Origin of the sequence: Nostoc sp. (assembly GCF_036917375.1) — a bacterium.
GTDB lineage: Bacteria > Cyanobacteriota > Cyanobacteriia > Cyanobacteriales > Nostocaceae > Nostoc.
In genome coordinates this window covers 127108-152335 of record NZ_JBALDN010000056.1, presented here as the reverse complement: position 1 = coordinate 152335, position 25228 = coordinate 127108, and the positions used below count along the sequence as shown (strand labels likewise).

16 protein-coding genes are annotated in these 25228 nt (G+C 41.1%); 5 read left to right on the top strand and 11 right to left on the bottom strand.

What is annotated here, in order from left to right; all coding sequences use genetic code 11:
* Nucleotides 1–563 precede the first annotated feature (563 nt).
* From V7K45_RS14930 to V7K45_RS14920, 3 genes are all read left to right on the top strand, one after another.
* On the top strand, nt 564–1505 hold the full coding sequence (locus V7K45_RS14930) for a molybdate ABC transporter substrate-binding protein (protein ID WP_335004638.1): 942 nt from the start codon (nt 564–566) through the stop codon (nt 1503–1505).
* 64 nt (nt 1506–1569) lie between these two features.
* Entirely contained in the window at nt 1570–2379 is an 810-nt protein-coding gene (locus V7K45_RS14925; RefSeq protein ID WP_335004635.1) for a PEP-CTERM sorting domain-containing protein, read from the top strand.
* Between the two features lie 106 nt (nt 2380–2485).
* A complete protein-coding gene (locus tag V7K45_RS14920) occupies nt 2486–3124 on the top strand; it encodes a PEP-CTERM sorting domain-containing protein (protein WP_335004633.1) in 639 nt (212 codons plus the stop codon).
* Nucleotides 3125–3209: 85 nt separating this feature from the next.
* Here the strand turns inward: V7K45_RS14920 and V7K45_RS14915 are convergent, their stop codons facing one another.
* The 4 genes from V7K45_RS14915 to V7K45_RS14900 form a co-directional block, all read right to left on the bottom strand.
* Nucleotides 3210–5684 carry an endonuclease MutS2 gene (locus V7K45_RS14915; RefSeq protein WP_335004631.1) on the bottom strand — a complete coding sequence of 825 codons (2475 nt, stop codon included), beginning with the start codon at nt 5682–5684 and terminating at the stop codon, nt 3210–3212.
* Between the two features lie 195 nt (nt 5685–5879).
* Nucleotides 5880–6176, bottom strand: a complete 297-nt coding sequence (locus V7K45_RS14910) for a DUF2288 domain-containing protein (RefSeq protein ID WP_335004629.1) — start codon at nt 6174–6176, stop codon at nt 5880–5882.
* Between the two features lie 77 nt (nt 6177–6253).
* Complete coding sequence (locus V7K45_RS14905; RefSeq protein ID WP_335004627.1) at nt 6254–7291, bottom strand: AI-2E family transporter; 1038 nt, start codon at nt 7289–7291, stop codon at nt 6254–6256.
* Between the two features lie 199 nt (nt 7292–7490).
* Nucleotides 7491–8129: a lysophospholipid acyltransferase family protein gene (locus V7K45_RS14900; protein ID WP_335004625.1), complete on the bottom strand. Its 639-nt coding sequence runs from the start codon at nt 8127–8129 to the stop codon at nt 7491–7493.
* 134 nt (nt 8130–8263) lie between these two features.
* Here V7K45_RS14900 and V7K45_RS14895 point away from each other — a divergent pair, with 134 nt between their 5' ends.
* Nucleotides 8264–13642: an ATP-binding sensor histidine kinase gene (locus V7K45_RS14895; RefSeq protein WP_335004623.1), complete on the top strand. Its 5379-nt coding sequence runs from the start codon at nt 8264–8266 to the stop codon at nt 13640–13642.
* 197 nt (nt 13643–13839) lie between these two features.
* Here the strand turns inward: V7K45_RS14895 and fabD are convergent, their stop codons facing one another.
* From fabD to V7K45_RS14860, 7 genes are all read right to left on the bottom strand, one after another.
* Nucleotides 13840–14721, bottom strand: a complete 882-nt coding sequence (gene fabD / locus V7K45_RS14890; RefSeq protein WP_335004621.1) for an ACP S-malonyltransferase — start codon at nt 14719–14721, stop codon at nt 13840–13842.
* Nucleotides 14722–14822: 101 nt separating this feature from the next.
* The gene (locus tag V7K45_RS14885; protein ID WP_335004619.1) at nt 14823–15815 is read right to left on the bottom strand and encodes a beta-ketoacyl-ACP synthase 3; all 993 of its coding nucleotides are present in this window, start codon (nt 15813–15815) and stop codon (nt 14823–14825) included.
* Between the two features lie 185 nt (nt 15816–16000).
* Nucleotides 16001–17023: a phosphate acyltransferase PlsX gene (plsX, locus tag V7K45_RS14880; protein ID WP_335004617.1), complete on the bottom strand. Its 1023-nt coding sequence runs from the start codon at nt 17021–17023 to the stop codon at nt 16001–16003.
* Between the two features lie 223 nt (nt 17024–17246).
* Nucleotides 17247–18728, bottom strand: a complete 1482-nt coding sequence (locus V7K45_RS14875; RefSeq protein WP_335004615.1) for a leucyl aminopeptidase — start codon at nt 18726–18728, stop codon at nt 17247–17249.
* Nucleotides 18729–19567: 839 nt separating this feature from the next.
* Nucleotides 19568–20737: an EcsC family protein gene (locus tag V7K45_RS14870; protein WP_335004613.1), complete on the bottom strand. Its 1170-nt coding sequence runs from the start codon at nt 20735–20737 to the stop codon at nt 19568–19570.
* A gap of 645 nt (nt 20738–21382) precedes the next feature.
* Entirely contained in the window at nt 21383–22201 is an 819-nt protein-coding gene (locus tag V7K45_RS14865; protein ID WP_335004611.1) for an alpha/beta fold hydrolase, read from the bottom strand.
* Nucleotides 22202–22434: 233 nt separating this feature from the next.
* On the bottom strand, nt 22435–23160 hold the full coding sequence (locus V7K45_RS14860; protein ID WP_335004609.1) for a lysophospholipid acyltransferase family protein: 726 nt from the start codon (nt 23158–23160) through the stop codon (nt 22435–22437).
* A gap of 379 nt (nt 23161–23539) precedes the next feature.
* On the opposite strand from V7K45_RS14860, the gene metG reads away from it, so the two are divergent.
* On the top strand, nt 23540–25144 hold the full coding sequence (gene metG, locus V7K45_RS14855) for a methionine--tRNA ligase (RefSeq protein ID WP_335004607.1): 1605 nt from the start codon (nt 23540–23542) through the stop codon (nt 25142–25144).
* Nucleotides 25145–25228 lie beyond the last annotated feature (84 nt).

Genomic DNA, 25228 nt, shown 5'->3' with positions numbered 1-25228 from the left:
TTATCAATTCTGATTAAGGTTTACCCGACTTTCGCTGTTAGCTCCGTATCAGAGTATAAATAAACTATTGTTTTAAATGCTAACCGCTAACGATCGCTAAGTAATTATGTAGAATACCTCCTAATTTGTTTGCATTTTTAAATTTTGAAATTTCTTGATATTTATTACTTGGTCTTAATATATACATAACTACTCTACAAATATTTTTCCTGTTTGCTAAAGGCACTTTTTGCTGCTGGACATTACCCCAACTGAGTTTTAGTTGTGTGCAGCCTGTTATTTCAGTATAGGCTGGGCAACATCAGGACGATTGACGCCCCTATGAATAAAACTGATGACAAACTTAAAAATTTGATAAAGTCAGCGTTTGAAGATGTTGGGTAATTGATTTATTCCAACTAAGTTGGTACTATAACTCTAACCGCAAACCACGCACATATCAGAACTCATTTATAAAGTTAATGGGCAGAGGTAATAGTTTAGATATTTACCAAAACCCATGCTTTAGTATGGGTTACAGATAATTCATTTAATAGGAATAGCAACGCAATAATATAACAACTATGAAAAAGCATTTTTTTGCCTTTTCACTGATAGCTTGTGCTGTCGGTGTGACTCTGCCAACTCAGGCATTTGCAGTTAAGCTATATGGTGCTGGAAGTTTGCGCGATAGTCTTACAGAAGTAGCTGAATCTTTTAACGAAAAATATGGAATTCCAGTAGAAACGCGATTTGGCCCGTCTGGTTTGACACGAGAATTGATAGAACAAGAATTTTCTGAAACTGGAAAATCCGCAGATGTTTTTGCCAGTGCAGATATTGATAACCCTCAAACATTGTTTGAAAAAGGTTTGAGTGAACCTGTAGTGAACTTCACTAGCAACCGCATGACTGCTGTTGTCAGATCGGGACTTGGTATCACGTCAGATAATTTGTTGGACTTTTTGTTAAAACCTGAAATCAAATTGGGAACTTCAACGCCTATAGCAGATCCATCTGGTAACTATGCATGGGAGATATTTGACAAGTCCGATCGGGTTACGCCTGGTAATTCCCAAATTCTGAAAAATAAAGCTTTACAGTTAGTAGGTGGTAATCCTAATGCTCCTATAGTTCCTAATGGCAAAAATAATTTAGTCTACTTTTTAGAAGAAACAAAACAGGCAGATATATTTTTAGCTTATTACACCAGTGGCAAGACTGCCCAAGCAACAGAAGGTGGTGAAAATCTGCAAATAGTAGAGTTACCCGAGTATTTAGCAACGAAAGCTAATTATGGACTAACTACACTGAAAAATGCCGATCCTGATGGTGAAAAATTGGCTGAATATATCCTGTCACAAAAAGGGCAAGAAATTTTAGCAAAGTATGGATTTAGCGCACCTTCGACTTCTATTCCCGAACATCAAGATGCGGGTGGAATTTTACTGGCGGTAGGGGTAGCTTTTATCTTGAATAAAAAATTAGTCAAAAAGCAATTAATAAAAATAGACCAAGATAGGTAGAAAACTTCCTAATCTAATCTTGTTCTAAGTCAACCTGATAGCACCTTTAACAACAAAGTCAAATATGAATAAGCTCAATACATTTACTTTTTACTCTCAAAAAATAGTAAAAGCAGGTATAGCTTTGATAGCATTAATGTCATCGAGCATTTTGCTTACTAGCCCTACCCATGCAGCTACCTTTGGTCAAAATCTTATTGTTAATGGGGATGCAGAACAAGGACAAGGAGATCCCATTGGTAATGCTGTTGGAACTGATATTCCCTCCATCCCTGGTTGGATTCCAACTGATAGTTTTAGTGTCCTGCAATATGGAGCAACTGGCTTTGAATTTACTAACCCTTTGGGTAATATAGTCGCTGTTAGTGGACTTCCTGATGCTAATAGTTCAGGGCCAAATATACGTGGTAAAAATCTCTTTTTTGGTGGTGCTAATAGAAGTTCCTCAAGTGCTTCTCAACTAATTGATATAGCTAACCTTGCTTCCATAATTGATGCTGGGCAAGGAACATACGATTTGAGCGCCTGGTTAGGTGGCTACGGCACTGATTTAGATAATGTGAAGTTTAGTCTTAATTTCCTCAATCAAGATGGTCAATCTTTAAACACAGCATTCATTACTTCGCCCATTCCAGACGAAAGAAATAACACTACAGGTTTATTATTCCAGTCTACAAAGGGTTTTGTTCCTATCGGTGCAAGACAAATTAATGTTGCTCTAGATATGAACTATGTTCGTGGGCGCGTGAATGATGGCTATGCCGATAACCTTTCGTTAGTAATCACCAAAGTTCCAGAACCATCAATTTCAGGTTTATTGCTAGTTAGTTCATCTTGTCTCATGGTATATAAATTACGTAAAAATCGCCAATGATTACTATATATTTCATCATCACTTTAGGTGATGATGAAATTATCAATAGAGGTGATAGCTCATAAGTAAATACATTTGTCCTAATTCATATTTAAGAAAAAATTTGATGTTGAAAGCAAGATTTTTTACAAAGCAACTAATTATTGCTCTGGGGCTAGGATTAACTACTCTTTGTACCGCTACTCCCTCTAGAGCTTTCGTATTAACTTATCAAGGTAATACAACAAATCAACAAACTTGGCGGCGTACTGCACCGGGAGATCCTCCCGATCTAGTAAGTGGTGAAAAAGATGGGACAAAGGGTATGATTGTACCCTATAGCGTTTTTCAGTTTACAGTCGAACAATCCAGTTTATATACATTTGCAAGTGCTGTACCTGGAGCTACGACATCTACTAATGGAGCCTGGGATAATTTTTTAGTTTTATATCAGGATAGTTTCAATCCCAATAACCAATTGACCAATGTCCTAGTAGCAAATACTACTCCCAATGATGGTAGTTCTGCATTCAGGCGGCAATTAACCACTCAACGAAATTACTTTTTAGTTACAACTGGTCGTCGGGTAAATGACTTTGGTGGTTTTACAAATACAATCAGTGGTTCTGGTAAAGTCGTAGCAGTTCCAGAATCGGATTCAATATTTGGCCTGTTAGTAGGTACTAGTGTCATTTACTTGCTGGTATCCGATTTTACTGCTAAGAGTAAAAATGGGAAATGCACAAGAAGTGGACAGTCGTACTAACTTTTTAAGAAAGAGGCTTGCAAACAGTAAACGTTGGTTGGTATTTTCTCTAACTATTGTGAGAATTACCATTTGCAAGTGAACTTTATTTTATGTGAGCAACGGTAACACCAGTGCCGCCATCTGCTTGTTCTGCTGGTTCGTAGTTGTTCACTCTGGGATGCTGTTGCAAAAATGCGTGAACTCCTTGTCGCAGTTTCCCAGTACCGTAACCATGAATAATCCAGACTGGACCTGTAGCTTCCGAAATGGCTTTATCTAAAATGTATTCGGCATCAGCCACCCGTTTACCACGCAAATCGATGGTATTTTTGGAAGTCCGAATTTCTGGGACAACTGGCGGTGGCGGGGTTACTGCTGCTGGGGCTGGTTTGGCTTTAACAACTGGTTCGGGTTTTTGACCATCTAGAGATTCTACATCTTGCAACTTCACGTTCATCTTCATTAGCCCAAACCGAACGCTTAACTCGCCATCTTCATCGGGGGCGGCGATCACATCTGCTATCTGTCCCAATTTTGGAATGCGGACGCGATCGCCAATTTTGGGCATAAACCCAACTTTTGGTTTTGCTGGCGTTGGTGGCTGATATTGCTGGCCAATTTGATTTAAAGCATTGGTAGCTTGCTGGGCTTCTTGGGCTGTGGGCGTACCTTTCTGCAAACGGCGAATTACTTGGGCAATTTCACCTTTTGCCTGAGCGATCGCTTGTTGCACTGCTATTTCCTGTGAAGCCCGCAAACTGCTTTCCCTTTCTTCCAAACTTGCGGCTTTTGCAGATACTTCTTTATATAAACGTTCCGCTTGCTGCAACAAAACTTGGGCTTCCGCGGCTTTGGTTTCCTGGCGGCGGCGTTGCGCTTCTAAGCCAGCAATCACCTGGTTAACTTCATCTGTGGCCTCTCCCACTTGGGTTTTTGCCTGTTGTACTACTTCTGGTTTTAATCCCAAGCGCAGGGCAATGGTTAAGGCATTAGAACGTCCGGGGATGCCCCACAGCAGACGGTAAGTAGGCGAAAGAGTACTTTCGTCAAATTCTACAGAGGCATTTTCAAACCGATCGTCTTCGTATTTCAGGGCTTTCAGTTCCCCGAAGTGAGTGGTGGCGATCGTTAACTGGGAATGATTGGCAAGATATTGCAACAAGGCGATCGCTAAAGCACTACCTTCCACTGGATCGGTTCCTGCGCCGACTTCATCAAGTAAAACGAGTGCTGAGTGCTGAGTGCTGAGTCCTGAGTCCTGAGTGCTGAGTGATGGAAAGATAACTCCAGTCTCCTGCTCCTCTGCTCCTTTGCTCCCCTGCTCCTCTGCTTCGCCATTCCCCAATGCTTCTAAAATCCGACTAATGCGGCGGATGTGTCCAGAGAATGTGGATAAGCTTTGCTGTAAGGATTGTTCATCGCCAATATCTGCTAGCACTTTATCAAACCAAGGTATTTCTACTGGTTCGCGGGCGGGAACAAATAAACCCACTTTGGCCATTAATGCTGCTAACCCCAAAGTTTTTAAGGTTACAGTTTTACCGCCAGTATTGGGCCCGGTAATTGTCACTACCCGAATTTGCGGACTAATCAACAAATCTACAGGAACTACTGGTTGCCCTTGTTCGTGCTGTTGTTGCCACACTAACAGAGGATGTCGTAAGTTCCGCAAGGTAATCATTTCCCTGTCTTCGCGCTGGATAAATCGCGGGGGATTGGCTCCTAACCAGAAACTATATCGCGATCTAGCGGTTGCCAAATCCAAAGTAGTAGCGATCGCTAACAACCTCTCTAAATCTGGTTTGACTGCGGCTACTTGTTCCGTCAAAATGCGGCGAATCGTTTCTTCTTCAGCTTGCTCTCTCCTGATAATCTGCCGCAGTTGGTTGCCTAAAGGTACTACTGAATTCGGTTCTACATACAGGGTGGCACCACTGGTAGAGGTATCGTGAACTATACCGGGGATGGCATCTTTTTGGGGTGCTTTTACAGGGATAACAAAGCGATCGCTGCGTTGCGTAATCAGCTGTTCTTGAACTGCGCCAGATTTTGCCTGTAAGATATTTTGCAGCTTTTGGGTAATTTGGCTGCGTACTCGCCGCAAGTCTGTGCGAATTTCTCCCAGTTTTTGACTCGCGCGGTCAGTTACCTGGGCCCGTTCATCAATACAGCGGTGAATTTCTTGTTCTAGTTCGGGATAAGTTCGCAAATCGGCAACCAAATCAGTCAATATCGGCAAATCTTCTTGATTGTCGATGACACGGCGCAAATTTCTCGCACCAGCAAGGGTAGTAGCGATCGCTAACAGTTCTTCCCCTGCCAAAACTCCACTGCGTTCTGCTCGTTCTAAGGAATCGCCAATATCTTGAATTCCTTCAAATGATAGTCCCGTGGTCAGGCGACTTTCCAGTTGGTAGATTTCTTTGGTTTGCTCTAACAACAGTTCGCTTTGGGTCTGAGAATCAGGTATTTTCAGATGACGCGCAGCTGTCGCCCCCAGCTTCGTTGCGGCAAAAGTGGCAAGGTGCTGGCACAGGCGATGCCATTCTAATAATTCTAAGGTTTCAGATTGGATCAAGGTTTCAACATCTAATCTGAAATTATGGTAACAATTCTAGCTGCTAGATGGATAAATCTTAAAGGAGAAAATTTTGCTTTAATTCAATCAGCCAGCTAGTCTGTGGCAATAGTCAAGTAATAACTGGCACATTAAACATCTTTTCTGAGAAAGTATCCCAACACTAACTGCCATCGAAAACAATACAGAAACGAATTAGGCAGCAACTATTTCTTGTGCCAGAACGTAAGGCTGAACGATGAGAGTATTAAATCGCTTACTGCGATCGCCATTCCATTCTCCCACTTGTACTGTTGTGGGTTTGGTAATTAATTGTTTATCAATCCACTGTTCCACTGATGGAATGTGATCGCTGGCGATCGCTACTCCAACATCCACCAAGTCTAGCTCAAGCGCTACCAAAATTACTGCATCTCGTTGTACATGAGGAATTAACCATTCCCACTCTGCCTCATCCAAAATTTCTGTTAATTCCGCTCTTAAATCCGACATTACTTCCCAATGTTTATTTGTAAATGGCTATTTTTACATTATTCACTAGTTCCGAGTTCCTGACAAATGACTAATAATTAAACTTCAGATTTCATTTCATCTATTTCAAATAAAGACACAATTACTCCAGCGATGGGAATAGATATAAAAACACCTAATAATCCTGCTACTCTAGCCCCTACTAGTAAAGCAAAAAACACCACTACAGGATTAAGATTCAGCGCGCCTTGCATAATTCTGGGAGCAATCAAGTTGTCTTGTATCTGCTGGAGCACAATACAAGCTATTAATACTTTTACTGCTAACCAAACACCTTGAGACAACACAAATAGAGTCACTGTGCTTACTCCTAATGTCGCCCCTATGCCAGGAATTATATCAACAATTCCGACTATTATTGACAATATCAAAGCAAAAGGCACTTTTAATATTACAAAAACTAGGAACGTCGAAATTGTTAAAAATCCACTTAATAGCAACTGACCTCTAAAAAATCCTAAAAAAGACTTTCTGATTATATTTGTAAATCTATTACGACGTTGTTTTGGTACTACTTTTAAAATAAAATTCCACAATTTATCTCCATCTAATAGCATGAAAAAAGCTACAACTGCAATCAATATAAAAGTTACAAAGTTCGTCATAAACCCTTGTATAATAGCCAAACTAGTAACAAGAGTGGATACAGCTTGATTGCGCAATTGTTCTTCAATAAAACTTAAATCTATCTGTAAATTACGGTTACGTAAAAATCCTTCTATTCCCTCTAATAAAGGTACTAAAGAATTTAAAAATGCAGTAATACTATTAATTAATTGTTGTCCTTGAGATAAAACTGTTAAGCTCACAGTAATTATCAGACCGCCTATAATCACAATACTGAGCAAGAAAACTACACCAACAGCTAGACCGTGAGGCAAAAAACGCCTCAGCCCTTGTACAGGATAACTGAGCAAAAAAGCTAAAATTGCTGCAAATGTAAAAATAACAATGACCGATTCAAAATAAGCTAAAAGTTGTACAATTGCCCAGCCAGAAGCAACTAAAAGCAAAAATCTAACTAATGCTAGATTATTTAATCGCTCCCAAAAATTCTTGGCTTCAAAGCCGCTCATAATAATTCATAATTCGTAATTCGTAATTAAGCAATAAAAACGCTAGTTGTTTAGGGCGATCGAGTTAGCTGCCCTGTAAGATTGAGAGTTATTAGTTGTAATTCCTTTACTTTATTGCTAGAGGAATAAAGTTTAAGATTAGAGTAATCGAATAGCGATCGCTACCTCCCTAAAGCATATATCTGTAGTATCTCTAGATTCATCGTCCTAAATCATGCATTTCGTTAATTACTTTGGCACACTTTTGTGTCAACGTTTCCAATTCTTCTTTATTACTGGAACTAGGAGCATCAATCAAGTTACCAATTCTAACGGTGATGGGAACTGCGTGAGGTAGGGACGAGCCTTTTTGTAAAATCTTCTCAGTACCCCAAACACTTACTGGTAATATTGGGGCTTTTGCTTTCGCCGCCAGCAGTAGTGCGCCTCTTTTGGGGTCTGTAATTCGACCATCTGGGGTGCGAGTACCTTGCAAGAAAACACCGACAGCCCAACCTTTATTGAGATATTCTAGGGCGGAACGGATGGCATTGCGATCGGCATTTCCCCGACTTACTGGGTAAGCACCATACAGTTTAATCGCTTGCGCCAAAATGGGAATATTAAATAACTCTTCTTTAGCCATGTACGCCACTGGACGACGTACACAATTAGAAACAATCGGCGGGTCAAAGTAACTAGCGTGATTACTTACTACTAATAGAGGCCCTGATTGGGGGACATTTTCCGCACCATAAATCTGGCCCCGAAAGTAAGCGTGAAGCATGGGGCTGACGACTGACCATTTAAAGGCGTGGTAAAGTGCCAGACTGATCAACGGTTCGCGGTTTTTGTCCACAGAAGATAATGCAAATCAAACTGAATTTAGCATACGCGATCGCAACACCCAGATCAAACGCGAAAAAGCTATAGATATGAATTACTTCACCCATCTGGGAACACTAAATCTAGAAATCTTTAGAATTTAACAGTATGTTTCTCACTACAGTCAGTATTCCTGGATACAAGGTTAGCGAACAACTCTACAACGGTTCTCGAACCCTGGTTTATCGTGGTTATCGAGAAACTGACTCTTTACCTGTAGTGATTAAATTGCTGAAAAATCCTTATCCGAGTTTCAGCGAACTCTTATCGTTTCGTAATCAGTACGCCATAGCTAAAAATTTAAACTCACCTCTAATCATCCAAACCTACAGCTTGGAATCGTATCAGAATGGCTATGTGTTGGTAATGGAAGATTTTGGCGGGATTTCTCTTAAAGATTATTTCACCTCTGTACAGAGGCGACATATCCCTTTTCTCCAAGAGTTTTTAAGAATTGCGATCGCACTGTGCAATACCTTAGATATACTCTACCGCGAACGGATTATTCATAAAGATATCAAACCCGCCAATATTCTAATTAATCCCGAAACCAAACAAGTTAAATTAATTGACTTTAGTATTGCATCTTTACTGCCACGAGAAACTCAAACGCTGGTGAGTCTAAATGTATTAGAAGGGACACTCGCTTATATTTCTCCAGAACAGACAGGAAGAATGAATCGGGGGATTGACTACCGGACTGATTTTTATTCTTTAGGTATCACTTTCTATGAATTACTTGCAGGAGAATTACCCTTTCAATCAAACGATGTGATGGAGTTAGTTCATTGTCATATTGCAAAACTTCCACCACTTTTAGGAAATAGGGAAGAGGTTCCTGAAGTTCTCTGTGATATCGTGATGAAACTGATGGCGAAAAATGCTGAAGACCGCTATCAGAGTGTATTAGGAATTAAATTTGATTTAGAAAATTGCTTAACTCAACTTCAAACAACTGGTAGGATTGAGAACTTTGAAATTGCCCAAAGAGATGTGTGCGATCGCTTTCTTATCCCCGATAAACTCTATGGACGAGAAACAGAAGTAGAAACCTTACTCCAAGCATTTGAGCGAGTTAGCGTGGGTGCAACTGAAATGATGCTGGTAGCTGGTTTTTCAGGGATTGGGAAAACTGCGGTTATTAACGAAGTTCATAAACCGATCGTGCGCCAATGTGGTTACTTTATCAAAGGGAAATTTGACCAATTTCAACGGAATATTCCTTTAAGTGCATTGGTGCAAGCATTTCGAGATTTAATAGAGCAACTATTAACAGAAAGCGATCCAAAAGTTCAGCAATGGAAAAGCAAAATATTAGAAGCTGTAGGTAAAAATGGGCAAGTAATTATTGAATTTATTCCGGAATTAGAAAAAATTATTGGTCAACAACCATCAGTTCCAGAATTATCAGGCAATGCAGCACAAATCAGATTTAATTTAATATTCCAAAAGTTTGCTCAAGTCTTTACCAGTGTAGAACATCCATTAGTGATGTTTTTAGATGATTTACAATGGGCAGATTCAGCATCATTGAAGTTAATGCAGTTATTAATGGCTGATACAGGACATCTTTTATTAATTGGTGCATACCGTGATAACGAAGTCGAAAGAGCACATCCGTTAATGTTGACTTTGAGTGAAATTCAAAAAACACAAGCAACGATTAATACGATTACATTAGCACCATTAAGTCAAAGACATGTGAATCAGTTAGTTGCTGACACACTTAAGTGTTCTGAGGATTTAGGGTTGCCTCTTTCCCAACTTATATTTCAGAAAACTCAAGGCAATCCATTTTTCGCTACACAGTTTCTCAAAGCATTATATCAAGATAAGCTGATTCAATTTAACTTTGAGTCAGGCTGTTGGGAATGTGACATTGCAGAAGTGAATCAGCAAGCGGTTACAGATGATGTTGTTGCCTTTATGGCATTTCAAATACAAAGACTGCCGCAATCAACTCAAAACATCTTGCAGTTAGCTGCTTGTATTGGTAATCAGTTTAATTTAGCTACTTTGGCAGTTGTTTCGGAATCATCGGAAATCGAAACTGCTGCTGATTTGTGGAAGGCTTTAGAAGAAGGATTAATTTTACCTACTGGTGATATTTATAAATTATTTCAACATAGCGGACAGGATTCTGATTCAAAGCCTTTCAATTCAAATTTCCAAGTACCCATCTATAAATTTTTACACGATCGCGTCCAACAAGCTGCTTATTCTTTGATTCCAGAAGATCAGAAACAGACTACTCACTTAAAACTGGGACAACTACTGTTAAATAATATTTCTGCAACCGAGCAAGAAGAGAACATATTTCAAATTGTTAGTCAATTCAACCTGGGGTTAAGGTTAATTACTCAACAGACACAACGAGAGCAAATAGCTCGGTTAAATCTGTTAGCTGGACGGAAAGCTATGGCTGCGACTGCCTACACTGCTGCGATTGATTATCTAACGCTGGGAATGGAACTGCTAACAACAGATAGCTGGCAAAGTCAGTACGATCTTACCCTAGCGCTGTATGAAGATGCAGCAAAAGCAGAATACTTAAACACCAACTTTGAACAAGCTATCAAACTGACAGACTCGATCTTGCAACAAACTACGCAGATGTTGGATAGGGTTAAAGCTTATGAACTGAAAGTTCAGATTTATATTGCTCAAGATCGGCAAGTTAAAGCTATTGAAACAGGGTTAAAAGCACTGGAGCAGTTAAAAATTCCTTTGATATCGCTTGATGTAGAACAGGAGAATCGTTTAGCTCAACTACCAACTTTAACAAACTTAGCTAATATTCCAGAAATGACCAATCTGGAATCTTTGGCTGCATTGCGGTTGCTGATTAGCATTACACCTCCTGTTCATCATGTCAAACCGGATATGTTTCCGTCAGTAGCATTAACAAAGCTCCATCTTTGTCTTGAACAAGGACATTCATCCTTGGCTGCTTTTGCCTATGGAAGTTATGGTGTATTTCTATGTGCTGTAATCGGAGATATCGATACAGGTTATCACTCAGGTCAGATATCTTTAAAGCTATTAGAGCAATACCACAGTAAAGAAATCAGTTCAAAAATTTATATGATTTTTGGTGTTTTTATCTGTGCTTACAAGGAGCATGGCCGAAATACACTCATAGCTTTACGGGAAAGTATCCAGTGTGGGTTAGAAGTTGGAGATATCGAACACGCTAGCTATTCAATGATGGCTGAGTGTACGCATTTATTCTTAGTTGGAGAAACTCTAGATGCTGTTGAAGAAAGGCAAGCAAAATATATCGATCTACTTTTAAAACTCAAACAAAAACATTGTGTTGATTATGCCCAGATTTGGAGGCAAGTCACCTTAAACTTACTCGGTCGATCTTCTCACCAATATTACCTGACTGGTATTAATTTTGATGAGACAGAAATGCTGCCGCATTTTCATAACACCCATAATCATCAGTCACTATTTGCCATTTATGTTGCCAAAACAGCTATCCTTTATACCTTTAACCAGTATGAACAGGCTGCAAGCCATGCAGAAAAAGCCACCGAATATGTAGATGGAGCCTTTGGTCTACTGTTAGTTGTGGCACATAACTTTTACTACTCTTTGTGCTTACTTGCAAAGTATTCTAGCTGCGATCGCCAACAGGATCGGCAAGAATGTTGGCTAGATCGGGTAGTTACCAACCAAAAACTTATGCACTACTGGGCTGGCTATGCTCCTGTTAATTTTCAGCACAAATATGACTTAGTTGAGGCAGAAACAGCACGAGTAACGGGAGATAAGCTCAAGGCGATGGAATATTACGATCGCGCCATCTCCCTCGCTAAAGCCAACGGCTATATCCAAGAAGAAGCACTTAGCAATGAATTAGCAGCCAAATTCTATCTCGACTGGGGTAAAGAAAAAGTCGCTCAAGCATATATGCAAGAAGCATACTATTGCTACGCTCGTTGGGGTGCAAAAACCAAAGTGGAGGATTTAGAAAAGCGCTATTCCCAGCTACTCCAACCTATCCTGCAACAGCAACGAATCAACCTCAATCCCTTAGAAACCATTGCTTTTCGTGGGACTTCCTCATCTACTCGCACGAGTAGCACTGGTAGCACTAGTATTTTTGATGTTCTAGATTTTACCTCTGTCCTCAAAGCGGCTCAAGCTATTTCCAGTTCTCTGGAATTAGATCAACTCATTGCCAGTCTTACTCGTATTATCTTAGAAAACTCTGGTGCAAAAAAAGCTGTACTGGTTCTTCCCAAAGAAGATACTTGGCAAGTACAAGCAATTACCTTTGTTAAGCATAAGGAAATACAAACTATTTCACAATCACAATTGCTAGACAATTGTCAAGACATTCCTGTAAATATTATTCATTATGTAAAAAATACCCAACAAACAATTGTTATTGACAATTGTAAAACAGATATCCCTGGTTTAATTGGGAAATATATGTTGGAATATCAACCTCAAAGTGTATTGTGTATCCCGATTATTAATCAAGGACATTTGCTAGGAATTCTCTACCTAGAAAATAGGTTAACTCAAGGAGTTTTCAATAGCGATCGCCTCAGCGTAATTAACCTTCTTTCATCTCAAGCTGCAATATCTCTAGAGAATGCTCGGCTATATCAACAAGCTGGGCAAGCATTACAAGACTTACAACAAGCACAATTACAAGTTGTCCAAAGTGAGAAAATGTCTGCATTGGGTAATTTGGTTGCTGGGGTAGCTCATGAAATGAACAATCCTTTGGGCTTTATTGCTGCCAGTCTCCAACAAGCTAAACCCACTATTGCAGATATTATTGAACACTTAAAACTATATCAAGAAAGTATACCAAATCCCAGCGATGAAATCAAATATCATGCTGAAGATATTGACTTAAATTATAGTTTATCAGACTTACCCAAGATAATTGATTCTATGACGATGGCGTGCGATCGCCTCCGCAATATCAGCACCAGTCTTCGCTCTTTCTCCCGTACCGATCGAGATTACAAAGTGCCATTTAATATTCACGAAGGTATCGACAGCACGATTCTAATTCTCAAACATCGTTTGAAAGCTAATGAAGAACGTCCAGAAATTAAAGTGGTAACTGATTACGGTAATTTACCTCAGGTTGAATGTTTTCCTGGGCAATTAAATCAAGTATTTATGAATATTATCGCCAATGCTATTGATGCGCTAGATGAATCAAATACAGGACGGACTTTTGAGGAAATTAAAGACAATCCCAACCGAATTACAATTAAAACCTCAGTAGACAATGAAAGCGTGAAAATTGCGATCGCGGATAATGGTCAGGGAATCAATGAAGAAGTGAAAGAAAAGATTTTTGACCACTTATTTACTACCAAAGGCGTGGGTAAAGGTACGGGGTTAGGATTAGCGATCGCTCGTCAAATTGTTGTAGAAAAACATGGCGGAGTAATTGAGGTAGATTCTAGACCAGGCGAAGGTACTGAATTTGCGATCCAGCTACCGATGTAGTATGTATATCCGTCTGCACATCCATAGGGACTTTCAGTAAATCTTCAGCCTCAATACTTATCTCTGCCACTTCATGCTTACCCAAGTTAGACAAATCCTTAATAAAAAGTGCTCTTTCAAAAATTTAGAAGTATTGTTATTACTCTGAGTAATCCCTGAAAGCAAGGATTACTACATTTTTCAATAATCTAAAAAAGTTAAACGGGTAAATCAGCAGCACTTTGGATGTTTTCTAATATTAAATCAGGGCTATTACGTTTAACTAAGCCAGTTAGTACTTTACCAGGACCAATTTCTACTACTCGCTCGATACCGTTAGCTGGTAATTGCAGACAAATTTCTCGCCATCTTACAGAACCAGTCATTTGTTTGTTCAGGCGTTGCTTTAAAATCTCAGCATCAATGGACGGAATTGGTTCGACATTAGACACCACTGGCACAATCGCGGGTTGAAATTCCACAGATTCTAAAATGTCTTGGAATTCCGTTGCTGCTGGTGCTATTAAATGTGAATGAAATGCTCCAGAAACTTTTAAGGGAATAGCACGCTTTGCTTTAACTTGAGTCATCACCGCTTGTACAGCCTCAGTCGTACCTGAAATTACCACCTGAGCCGAACTATTATCATTTGCTATCACCACATCAGGCGTTTGAGCAATGACTTTTTCTAACTGTTCGCGGTCAAAGTTCATCAAAGCCGCCATCATCCCACCGACGGAACTATCCATAAGTTCTGCACGACGCTTCACCAAATATAAACCAGCCGACCACTCAAAGACACCCGCTACATAAAGAGCAGTGTATTCTCCCAAACTGTGGCCAGCAACTAAATCTGGCTGATATCCTCGTTCTCGAAGCAGGTCAGCAAGGATGCTTTCGATCGCATAAAGACTTGGCTGAGTATACAGCGTCTGTGATAACTTCTCTTCTTGAGTTTGACAAATTTCAGTTACAGACCAACCCAAAATATCCTCAGCTTTGGCAAGCTTGTCTTTAGCAGACGGTATATCTAGTAAATCCATTCCCATTCCCAGCGTTTGGGAACCTTGTCCGGGAAACACCCATGCAGTTTTTGTCATTTGTCAATAGTCAGTGGTCATTGGTCATTTGTCATTGGTCATTTGTCGTTGGTCATTAGTGAATAACAAAGGACAAAGGACTAATGACAAAGGACAATATATTATCTTCCCCATTGAAAGATTGCTGCGCCCCAGGTAAGACCGGCACCAAAGCCGGATGTCGCAACGATGTCATTGGATTTAATTTTACCTTGTCGTACTGCTTCATCTAAAGCTAAGGGGATGGAAGCAGCTGAGGTATTGCCATACTGGGCGAGATTACTGATAACTTTATGTTCTGGGATATTCAAGCGTTGGGCAACGGCATCGATAATCCGCTGATTGGCTTGATGCAATATCAGCCAATCTATCTGGTCAACGCTGATGTTGGCTTGAAACAAGGCTTTATCAATTATTTCTGGCACTTTTTGCACGGCAAAGCGGTAGACTTCTTTGCCGTTCATCGTAATCGGTTGGTAAGTGCCTTTGGTGATATTTACATCAGTCACCAGTTCTTGGGAAATACCTGTATAAGCAAGGTTGAGGTAATGGTTTTGCGTACCATCACTTTTAAGTGCAAATCCTAATAAGCGATCGCTTTTGGCAGCCTGTAACACCACTGCCCCGGCTCCATCACCAAACAATACACAAGTCCGACGATCTTCCCAATCTACCCAGCGAGAGAGTATATCTGCCCCGATCAATAGTACGTTTCTATAGGCGCCAGTTCTAATGTATTGGGCTGCTGTAACCAAACCAAACACAAAGCCGGAGCAGGCAGCGGTCAAGTCAAAGGCGACTGCGTTGGTAGCTCCCAATTTAGCCTGTACTTGACAAGCAGTACCAAACAAATCATCAGGGGTAGAAGTCGCTAGCAGAATCAGGTCTAGGTCTTCTGGTTTAATTCCCGCAGATGCGATCGCCTGACTGCTGGCGGCAGTAGCGAGTGCACTCAAGGACTCAGATGGCAGAGCTAATCGACGCTGACGAATTCCCGTTCTTGTCGCGATCCACTCATCTGATGTTTCAACTAGTTCGCTCAATGTCTCGTTGTGTAGGGAAGTTGCTGGTACTGCCGAGCCGCTTCCGGTGATTGCTACGCCTAAGTTTTGCACTCTTAATCTCCCAAGCTATCAGCTTTTTGTCTTTTGTCCTTTGTCCTTTGTCAATTGTCCTACCCTTCGGGAAGCCGCCCTCCGGGCGTCTATGTCAGTTGTCCTTTGTCAGTTGTCAGTTGTCCTTTACAAATGACGAATGACGAATGACCAATGACTAATGACTAATGACTAATGACCAATGACTAACCGCTCTCGCGCTCTAGGATATATTGGGACTGAATTCGTTGTATCACCTCGTTGTCAACAGCTTCTTTTGCCATGCGAATTGCATTAAAAATTGAAGGTGCTTGGGAGCTACCGTGACCGATAAAACAGACTCCCGCCACGCCTAAGAGCAAAGCACCACCATGTTCTGCGTGATCCATTCGCTGCTTAATCCGCTTCAAGTTGGGTTTTAAGAGTGCGGAACCGATTTGACCGTGCAATCCTTGGGGTAATTCTTCCCGCAGAATTTGCAGAATCACTTCTCCAACGGCTTCGGCAAATTTTAACAATACATTGCCTACAAAGCCATCGCAGACAATTACATCAAAGCGACCGGAAAGCACATCACGCCCTTCAGCATTGCCAATAAAATTAATTTGAGAATTTTCGCGTAGCAGTTGGTGGGCGCGGACGGCTGCATCATTGCCTTTGGAGTCTTCTTCACCGATATTCAGCAAACCCACTTTCGGTTCAGCTGTACCCAAGACATACTTACTGTAAGCCGATCCCATAACGCCAAACTGCTCTAAAAACTTGGGGCGACAATCTACATTTGCGCCAACATCAAGTACCAGCACTGGCTTACCAGCAATAATTGTGGGAAAAACTGTCCCGATCGCTGGGCGATCGATTCCTGGCAATCGTCCTAAGCGGAGCAAAGCTGATGCCATAGCGGCTCCAGAGTGACCCGCAGAAAATACGGCATCTGCCTTTTGCTGCTTGACTAAATCCATCGCCACATTGATAGAAGCCTTGCGTTTGCGTCTAACTGCATTTAGAGGCTCCTCATCCATTGCGATCGCTTCTTCAGCAGTCACGATCTCCACCTGCCCTAAACTTGTTTTTGATGGCAAGGCAGCTTCTATTTGTTGGGGATCGCCAACTAACAATACATCTACACCCAATTCTTCTCTTGCTCGCAATGCGCCAGCAACGATTTCACCGGGTGCATGATCCCCTCCCATTGCGTCAATTGCGATCCGTACGCGAGTCGATCCCATTGCTCACAGCTTCTAGAAACCTTACAAATTTTACCAGATGGCAATGCCCGAAAAAGCTTAATTTTCTGACCGCCAAATTAATTCTGTTACTATTGCAACAATTTTTACTGGCAAGCTCAAGATAGCACGAATTGTTGAGTATTGGGCATTGGGTACAAGAGGCAGAGGGGCAGAGGGGCAGAGGGGAAAAACTTACTGCAACTTCTCCCCTGCTCCCTTACTCCTATTCCCCGCTTCCCAGCACCCAATCAACTAGCGTCCGAACGCCGTAGCCAGTTGCCCCTGCGCTGTTGTAGCCATTTTCTTTATCTGTCCACACTGGGCCGGCAATATCTATGTGCGCCCAAGGGGTTTGTTTGACAAATTGCTTGAGGAAAAGGGCTGCGGTGATTGCACCACCTGGACGCGGCCCTGTATTTTTCATGTCCGCTATACCAGACTTTAACCCTTCAAAATATTTTTCTTCCATTGGCATCCGCCAAATCTTTTCTCCCGAAGTTTGAGCAGCTTTTTCAATTTGGGAAGCGACAGCTTCATCGGGAGTGTACAAACCAGCAATATCTTCACCCAAGGCAATGACGTTGGCACCAGTCAGGGTGGCTAAATCAACGATCGCATCTAAGCCCAATTTGTCGGCATACACCAAAGCATCTGCTAAGGTCAAACGTCCTTCTGCATCAGTGTTGTTGACTTCAATTGTTTTGCCATTTGATGCTGTGAGAACGTCTCCAGGGTGCATGGCGTGACCGCTAATCATGTTTTCGGTCGCTGCTGAGATGAAGTGAACTTCCGAATCTGGCTTAATTTGAGCAATTGCTTTGGCTGCGCCCAAGGTGGCAGCTGCACCCCCCATGTCAATTTTCATGGTTTCGATGCCGCTACCAGCACCTTTAATGTTAAGTCCGCCGGAGTCGAAGGTTAAACCTTTACCAATAATTGCTAATTTCTTTTTGGGTGTACCTTCTGGCTTGTAAGTTAAGTGAATGAATTTCGGTGGCAAGTCGGAAGCTAGGGCTACTCCCAAAAATGCACCCATACCCAACTTTTCACAATCTTCTCGTTCCAGAATTTCTAGTTGTAAACCGTATTCCTTGGCGATCGCTTGAGCAGTTTCGGCTAAGGTAATTGGTGTGACTGCGTTGGCTGGTGCTGCCACTAATTGCCGTGCCAAATTTACCCCAGAAACAATTTGATTGGCGCGGGTAATGGCAGGTTCTTGTCCACTGAAACCCAGTAAATCTACACTTTCTATTTGTGAACCTTTATCTTCTGGTTCGGATTTAAAGCGAATATCTTGGTAAAGTGCTAATTCCACACCTTCTGCGATCGCTTGGGCACTGGCTGCTGGATCGTTGTTCCATAATGGAAAACTAAAACCCAGAATTTTGCTTTTCTGCTTTTTTCCTACCCTGGCTACAGCCGCAGCAGCGCGACGCAGAGTATCTAGTTTTAGTGCATCTGGTTTACCTAAACCGACCAAAATCAATTTCCGCACTGGGCTACCAGCATTTACACGGGTGAAGATTGTGCTGTTGGCTTTACCTTTAAATTCTTCTTCAGTAATCAGTTCTTTTAATACCCCAGAAAACTTTTGATCTAAAGTAGCTAGTTCTCCGGTTAACTCTACTGCATCTTCAAATAATCCAATTGCCAAACTATCGCCTGCCCACTCTAGTAAAGGCTTATCACTAGGTTGAATTTTCATTTTGGGATTTTGCGTAAATATTCCTTCTTGTACCAGTATTGCTCAAAATTCTGGTTTCATGGTGAGGGGAGTGGGTATTGGGCATGGGTAAGAAGGGGTCAGTAGCCATAACTTAGCCAGTTAGTATAAATAGTACTCATTAATAGACCTCTTGCAAAAGTGCTTTTTGCACTCTTGGGGAAAAGGGTAAAGGTTAAAGGGGAAAGGGACAATACAGAACCTTTTCCCCTTCCCCTTTCCCCTTTTCCCGACAAATGCCAAGAAGTCTAATGAGTCTTCGCTCCTCGTGAATCCACCTCAGAACTCCGTTAACGAGTCTTTGATCCTCATTAATCCACCTCAGAACTCCGTTAACGAGTCTTTGATACTCATTAATCCACCTCAGAACTCCGTTAACGAGTCTTTGATACTCATTAATCCACCTCAGAACTCCGTTAACGAGTCTTTGATCCTCATTAATCCACCTCAGAACTCCGTTAACGAGTCTTTGATCCTCGTCAATCCACCTCAGAACTCCGTTAACGAGTCTTCGATCCTCGTGAATCCACCTCAGAACTCCGTTAACGAGTCTTTGATCCTCATTAATCCACCTCAGAACTCCGTTAATGAGTCTTCGATCCTCGTTAATCCACCTCAGAACTCCGTTAATGAGTCTTTGCTACTCGTTAATGAAGTTATCCACTATACTCTTTATATTTCCTGCCCCATGCCCAATGCCCTATACCCCCAATACCTTTCGGTTAAGGGGAAAAGGGAAAAGAAAAACCTTTAACCTTTACCCCTTAACCTTTTCCCCAAACCCAATTTCAAGTTAAAAATGCTTAACCGAACAGTATTGCCTATACTACCCCAATTTTATTTGGGTCAATGTCAAATTTGCTGGCGATCGCTGCGATTATTTCTTGCTCAAGTGGTGTAGTCTTATTGTCAAGCTGGGCAATTTTTTCACACTGAACGAGCAAGGGTATAGCAAAATCACGATTCAGCTGATTGAGCAGTATATTTAAAGACTTAGGTGATTTGATATTTTGGGCAATGGCATCCAACGAGGTAGGACTGAGTTTTACAGCTTGTAATTCTGGCAAAATTTCTTCCAAAGTCTTATCTGGATGGCTAGCCAAAATCATGTGAACTAAGATTTGATCCATGACGGCTTCTTGAGCGATCGCACTTTCTAGATACTTTTCACTTTCGGCTTTTAATGTTGCTAATGTCTGTGGCGATGCTAAGGAAGTGGATTCATCCAGCTTGGTTTCGTAAAATCTACAAGCAGCATACCCCAATGAATAGATCATCGTCGCATTTGAACTAGCTCCAATCACTGCACCCGCCAAGGGCACATTTCGCAGCAAGCCTAATCCCGCAGCTTTCAACAAACGCCCTCCACCCAAAGCCAACCCAAAAATTGCTAAAATTTCACCTTTACGAGCAGGATCTTTTAAATCTAGCCCGTAGACAGATGCAATTTGATAAAGCATTTCTGACTGCAATTTTGTTGTGGCTGTTAAATCAATTGCCAACAATGCAACTGCTATTCCTGGCAAAATACTAGTGGCTAATCCGACTGTCCCTGCTTGAGTTGCTTTTTCCACCATGATTCGGTGAGCTATCTGGCTAGGTGATTCATTTGGATACTGTTTTTTAAGCTTGTTTACCGCCGCTTCTGCTTTTTCCAAATCAACAAGGTTATTATCAGTAATTAGCCAATTAAGATTTAATACTCCAGATAGTTTTCTAATCAGCCAATTTTCGCTGAGGCGATTCACAACCTGACCGCTGGTTTGAGTTGTTTGCTCAATAAACTTATGTGTTTCTTTTGCCGTTGCTTCTCCCACCCCTACTGCTGTATCTAAAACTGCTTGTCCAGTCTGAATAACAGTTTCAACAAAAGACTCTAATACAGACGGTTCATTTTCTATTGATGATTGAGCCTGAATTTTTACTTCTGAAGTTTCTCTGGGTGAATTAACTAATTTATTCACCTCTATTTTTTGGGGTTTGTCTGCCATTGCTTGACACCATCTTGTAAAGCCTCTCTCTTTTGGTTGTAGCGAAGTTTGAGTGGCTTTGACATCTCTCGATAAGTACAATTCGTCAGAGCAAATAGGAATTATTCTGAGCTTTAACTATAGACATAAGATGGATGACTAAGAAGGGAAAAGGGGAAGGGGAAAAGGGTAAAGGGCAATACACAAAGAACTTTTTCCCTTCTTGGTATGAAGCCCCTATTTTTAAATATGGAGAATAAAAAAGAAGATTTTTAAGGCACGTAGTGCGATAACTTAGCGGTATCTATATTTGAAACCCCTGCTTTTAAGTTACTGGTTCCCTTTACCCTTTCCCATTTCCCTTTCTTCATTTTTATCTATTTGCCAGCTAATATTATCTGCTACGGAATTTAAGGAAGGCAATAAAATCACTAACTTGTTTAAGTTGTTCTTCATTCAATTTGTCTAATTCTTGTCCAAGGAAGTCTTGGAGAGCAACCATTTGAAAGTCTCCAAAAATACATGGTTAACGTCTTTGAGGACGCAAGTATTGTTTGAAGGTGATGAGATATTAGATTTCCCTATCTTCTCACCGAACTAGGCAAAAGTTAAAAAGCAAAAGAAAGAATGGTTGTGAACCGCATGAATTTATGTGTATGAAACTTTTTACTTTTTAACTCTATTTGTATCAGTTTTACTTTCTAAAAAGTCATTATCTTTAAGAATTTCATAGAGATTAGTATCTTGCTCTAGCAAACAAGCGTGTCCACAATGGGGTAACACTACAATCTTGTTATTTGGTAAGATTTTCCCTATCCGGTTGACTTCGCTTACAGAAGGCAAAAGGCGATCGCTAGCACCAGCAATCAGCAAAACTGGTTGAGTTAAACGCCTTAACTTTTCCTCATCAACATCAAACTCTCGCAATAAAGACAACCGCCAAAGAACGGTTTCTGCTGGGACAGAACGCATCGTTTTTAGCAAATCGTGGCGATCGCTCCGAGAAATGCGTGACAAAGATGCTAAAAATGGCAACAAGCCTAGTGCGCCAATATCATATAATCCTGTTGGTACCAAGTAAGTTAGCTGGGATGCCCAACTTAACCAAGGGCGAAGATGAAAGGACGAAGCTGGGTTAATTAGGATGATTCGCTTAAATAAATCGGGTGCTTGGATCGCCACTTTCATTGCCAAGCAACCACCAAAGGACTCGCCACACAAGTAAACTGGCCTCTGAGAGCTTTTTTCTAATTCGGCGTCGATCAAGTCCAATACACTCTTAGTTAGGGCATCCCAAGTGTTAAGGTCTTTCCGAGGGAGGGCCAAAGAGCGCACATCAAAGCCAGTTTCTAATCCTGCGGTTTGCGATCGCAATAGTTGACCAGTTCCATCCATTCCTGGCAAATACACCAATAGCGGATACTCTGGCTGTACTCGTTTAGGAGTTAGAAAACAAGGGTTTAGCTCAACTTCTGTGATAGTCATTGGTCATTAGTCATTAGTCATTGGTCATTGGTCAATGGTATAAAACTTTTGTACTGTTGATTGTTGCTTTCAAGTAAAGTTCGGTGCTTCTTACCTAAAACAAATGTCCTTTTAGAGCAAACATTGAAAGTCATTAATAACAATCCAAAATTGTTCGACTGAGCAAAGCCGTACTCCTTCAAAGAAGCAAGCTACGCGTAGCGTTCCGCAGGAAAGTCCAAAATCGAATGGCTCTAATAGCAACCTTGACGCAGTAAATTGCTAATTTCGCCCTGACAGTGTTCTGTCAGTTCAGCCACAACAGTTCTGGCGTGTTTGCCATGATATTTTTTATGATGTTGGGGCGTAATCCAATAAGGACGACCGATTAACACCGCAACTCGACGATAAATTACCAAGGGATGCCAACCATTTTGATTAAATAAGGGTTCTGAAGGGTCGAATACACTTAAAAGTCTTAATGGGAAGCCATTGGTGTTGACTTCTTCTAAGGAAGCGATCGCGATCGGCAAAATAGCTAAATCCTGCACATTCGCTCGCAATGCTAAATGGGCAAATCCCCGCTGAAACTCACCCACCTGGTTTGGCTGAGTAAATTTCACCATTGGTGCAGTCCCTTCTGGAAATACTCCCACCATCTGCTTAGACTGCAATAGCACCTGTGACTGCGAAAAAAAGCTTTGCTGGCGGTTTTGAGTATCTTCCAAGGGAAAACACCCCAATTGACCGGTGACAATCTCTCGCATGACTGGAACTTGTCCCATGTAGTGATGGCAAGCAAAACGAATCGGACTCGATAACGCCGCCATTAAAATCAGTGCATCCATAAAGCTGCGGTGATTGCTGACTACCAAGACGCTCGCATCCTGGGGAATGCGGTCTTCGTAATAGCGGAACATTTGCGTTGAGAATGCCGCCACCAAAGCGCGAGAAATCTCTAGGGGGCTATTTCCACTCATACCTAATCAATATATTTTCCGGTAAATATGACAATTTGTCTTAATTTAATTTTTACATTTCTTTACTATTGCCATGACCGTCTTAAGATAGAAATATCTAATCTCCAAAAGTAATTAGATTTTCCGTATTCTCGATTATGTATTCTCGATCACAATGATATCTAATATAAACTATTCGAAAAAATTATGATTAGTTAATTTCCATTTTTTAGGTAAAAATGAATTTAATTGATGCATATTAAAAAACAATTCTGGACTTGATAAATTTGCTAGTATGAAGACGTTATTGGAAAAAATAGGAATAATATTGTATAATTGCGTGGTTTTGCCGCTGAAAGCTAAGAGATAAAACGTTTTAATAAGTTAATTTTTATTTTGCATGAATCTAGTGAATAAAACAAAAAAGACATTTGCACTAACCACACCCCTATATTATGTAAACGATGTCCCTCATATAGGCAGTGCTTACACGACGATCGCAGCCGATGTAGTGGCGCGATTTCAGAGATTACTGGGACATCAAGTATTACTAATTACAGGTACAGATGAACATGGGCAAAAAATTCAGCGATCGGCAGAAAGTTTAGGGAAAGCGCCACAAGAATTTTGTGATGAAATTGTCCCTAGTTTCGTGAGTTTATGGCAATTATTAGATATTCAATACGATCGCTTTAGTCGGACTACTGCGCCTCATCATCAAGCGATCGTTAAAGAATTCTTTGAGCGAGTCTGGGAATCTGGTGACATTTACCAGGGACAACAACAAGGCTGGTACTGCGTATCCTGTGAAGAATTCAAAGAAGAACGGGATCTGCTAGAAGGACACCGTTGCCCAATTCATACTAACAAAGAAGTGGAGTGGCGAGACGAACAAAACTATTTTTTCCGCTTATCCAAATATCAAACTAAGCTGACAGAATTTTATCAATCTAAACCGGATTTTATTCAACCAGAAAGTCGGCGTAATGAAGTTCTCAGCTTTGTCAATCAAGGGCTACAAGATTTTTCTATTTCACGAGTGAATCTAGATTGGGGTTTTCCCGTACCAGTCGATCCCAAGCACACTCTCTATGTCTGGTTTGATGCGCTGCTAGGTTATGTCACAGCATTACTAGAACCAGATGCAGAACCGACTTTAGCAAATGCATTAGAAACATGGTGGCCAATCAACCTGCACCTAATTGGTAAAGATATTCTGCGCTTCCATGCAGTTTACTGGCCAGCAATGCTGTTATCGGCAGGCTTACCCTTGCCAGAGAGAGTATTTGGACATGGCTTTTTGACTAAAGATGGGCAGAAGATGGGCAAAAGTCTGGGTAACACCCTCGATCCTGTGGCATTAGTTAAAAGCTATGGTAGTGATGCCGTTCGTTATTACTTCCTTAAGGAAATCGAATTTGGCAAAGATGGAGATTTTAATGAAGTTAGGTTCATTAATGTTTTGAATGCAGATTTGGCAAATGATTTAGGTAATTTGCTCAATCGCACTTTGAGCATGGTGAAAAAGTACTGTGCTGAGAATAATGTCCCATCAATCGGCAATGAAGGGATTCCTGACGAAAATCCTTTGAAAGCAATTGGTTTACGTTTAGGGGAACAGGTGAAACAAGCATACCAGGAGCAAGCTTTCAGTCAAGCTTGTGAGGCTATCCTTTCACTGGCGCAAGCCAGTAATAAATTTATTGATGAACAAGCTCCTTGGTCATTATATAAACAGGGACAGCAGGAATCGGTGGAAAAGGTTCTCTACGCAGTTCTAGAATCAGTTAGACTAGCAGCTTATCTGCTATCCCCAATTATTCCGAACATTAGTAGCGATATTTATCAGCAGCTAGGCTTCAGAATAAATTTTAACGATCAAAAACAAAGTTCAGTTACCGCTCCTTTTGCCATCCATGCTAAATGGGGGCTACTATCGAGCAAACAACAGTTGGGTACACCTCAACCGATTTTTAAGCGAATAGAACCCCCGAAAAACGATTAGTCCTTATCAAACTCTGATTTTGTTCAATTTTTTATTTTCTCACAAAATTTATCGTGGCTCAATTTAAATTAGCCGCGGAACATT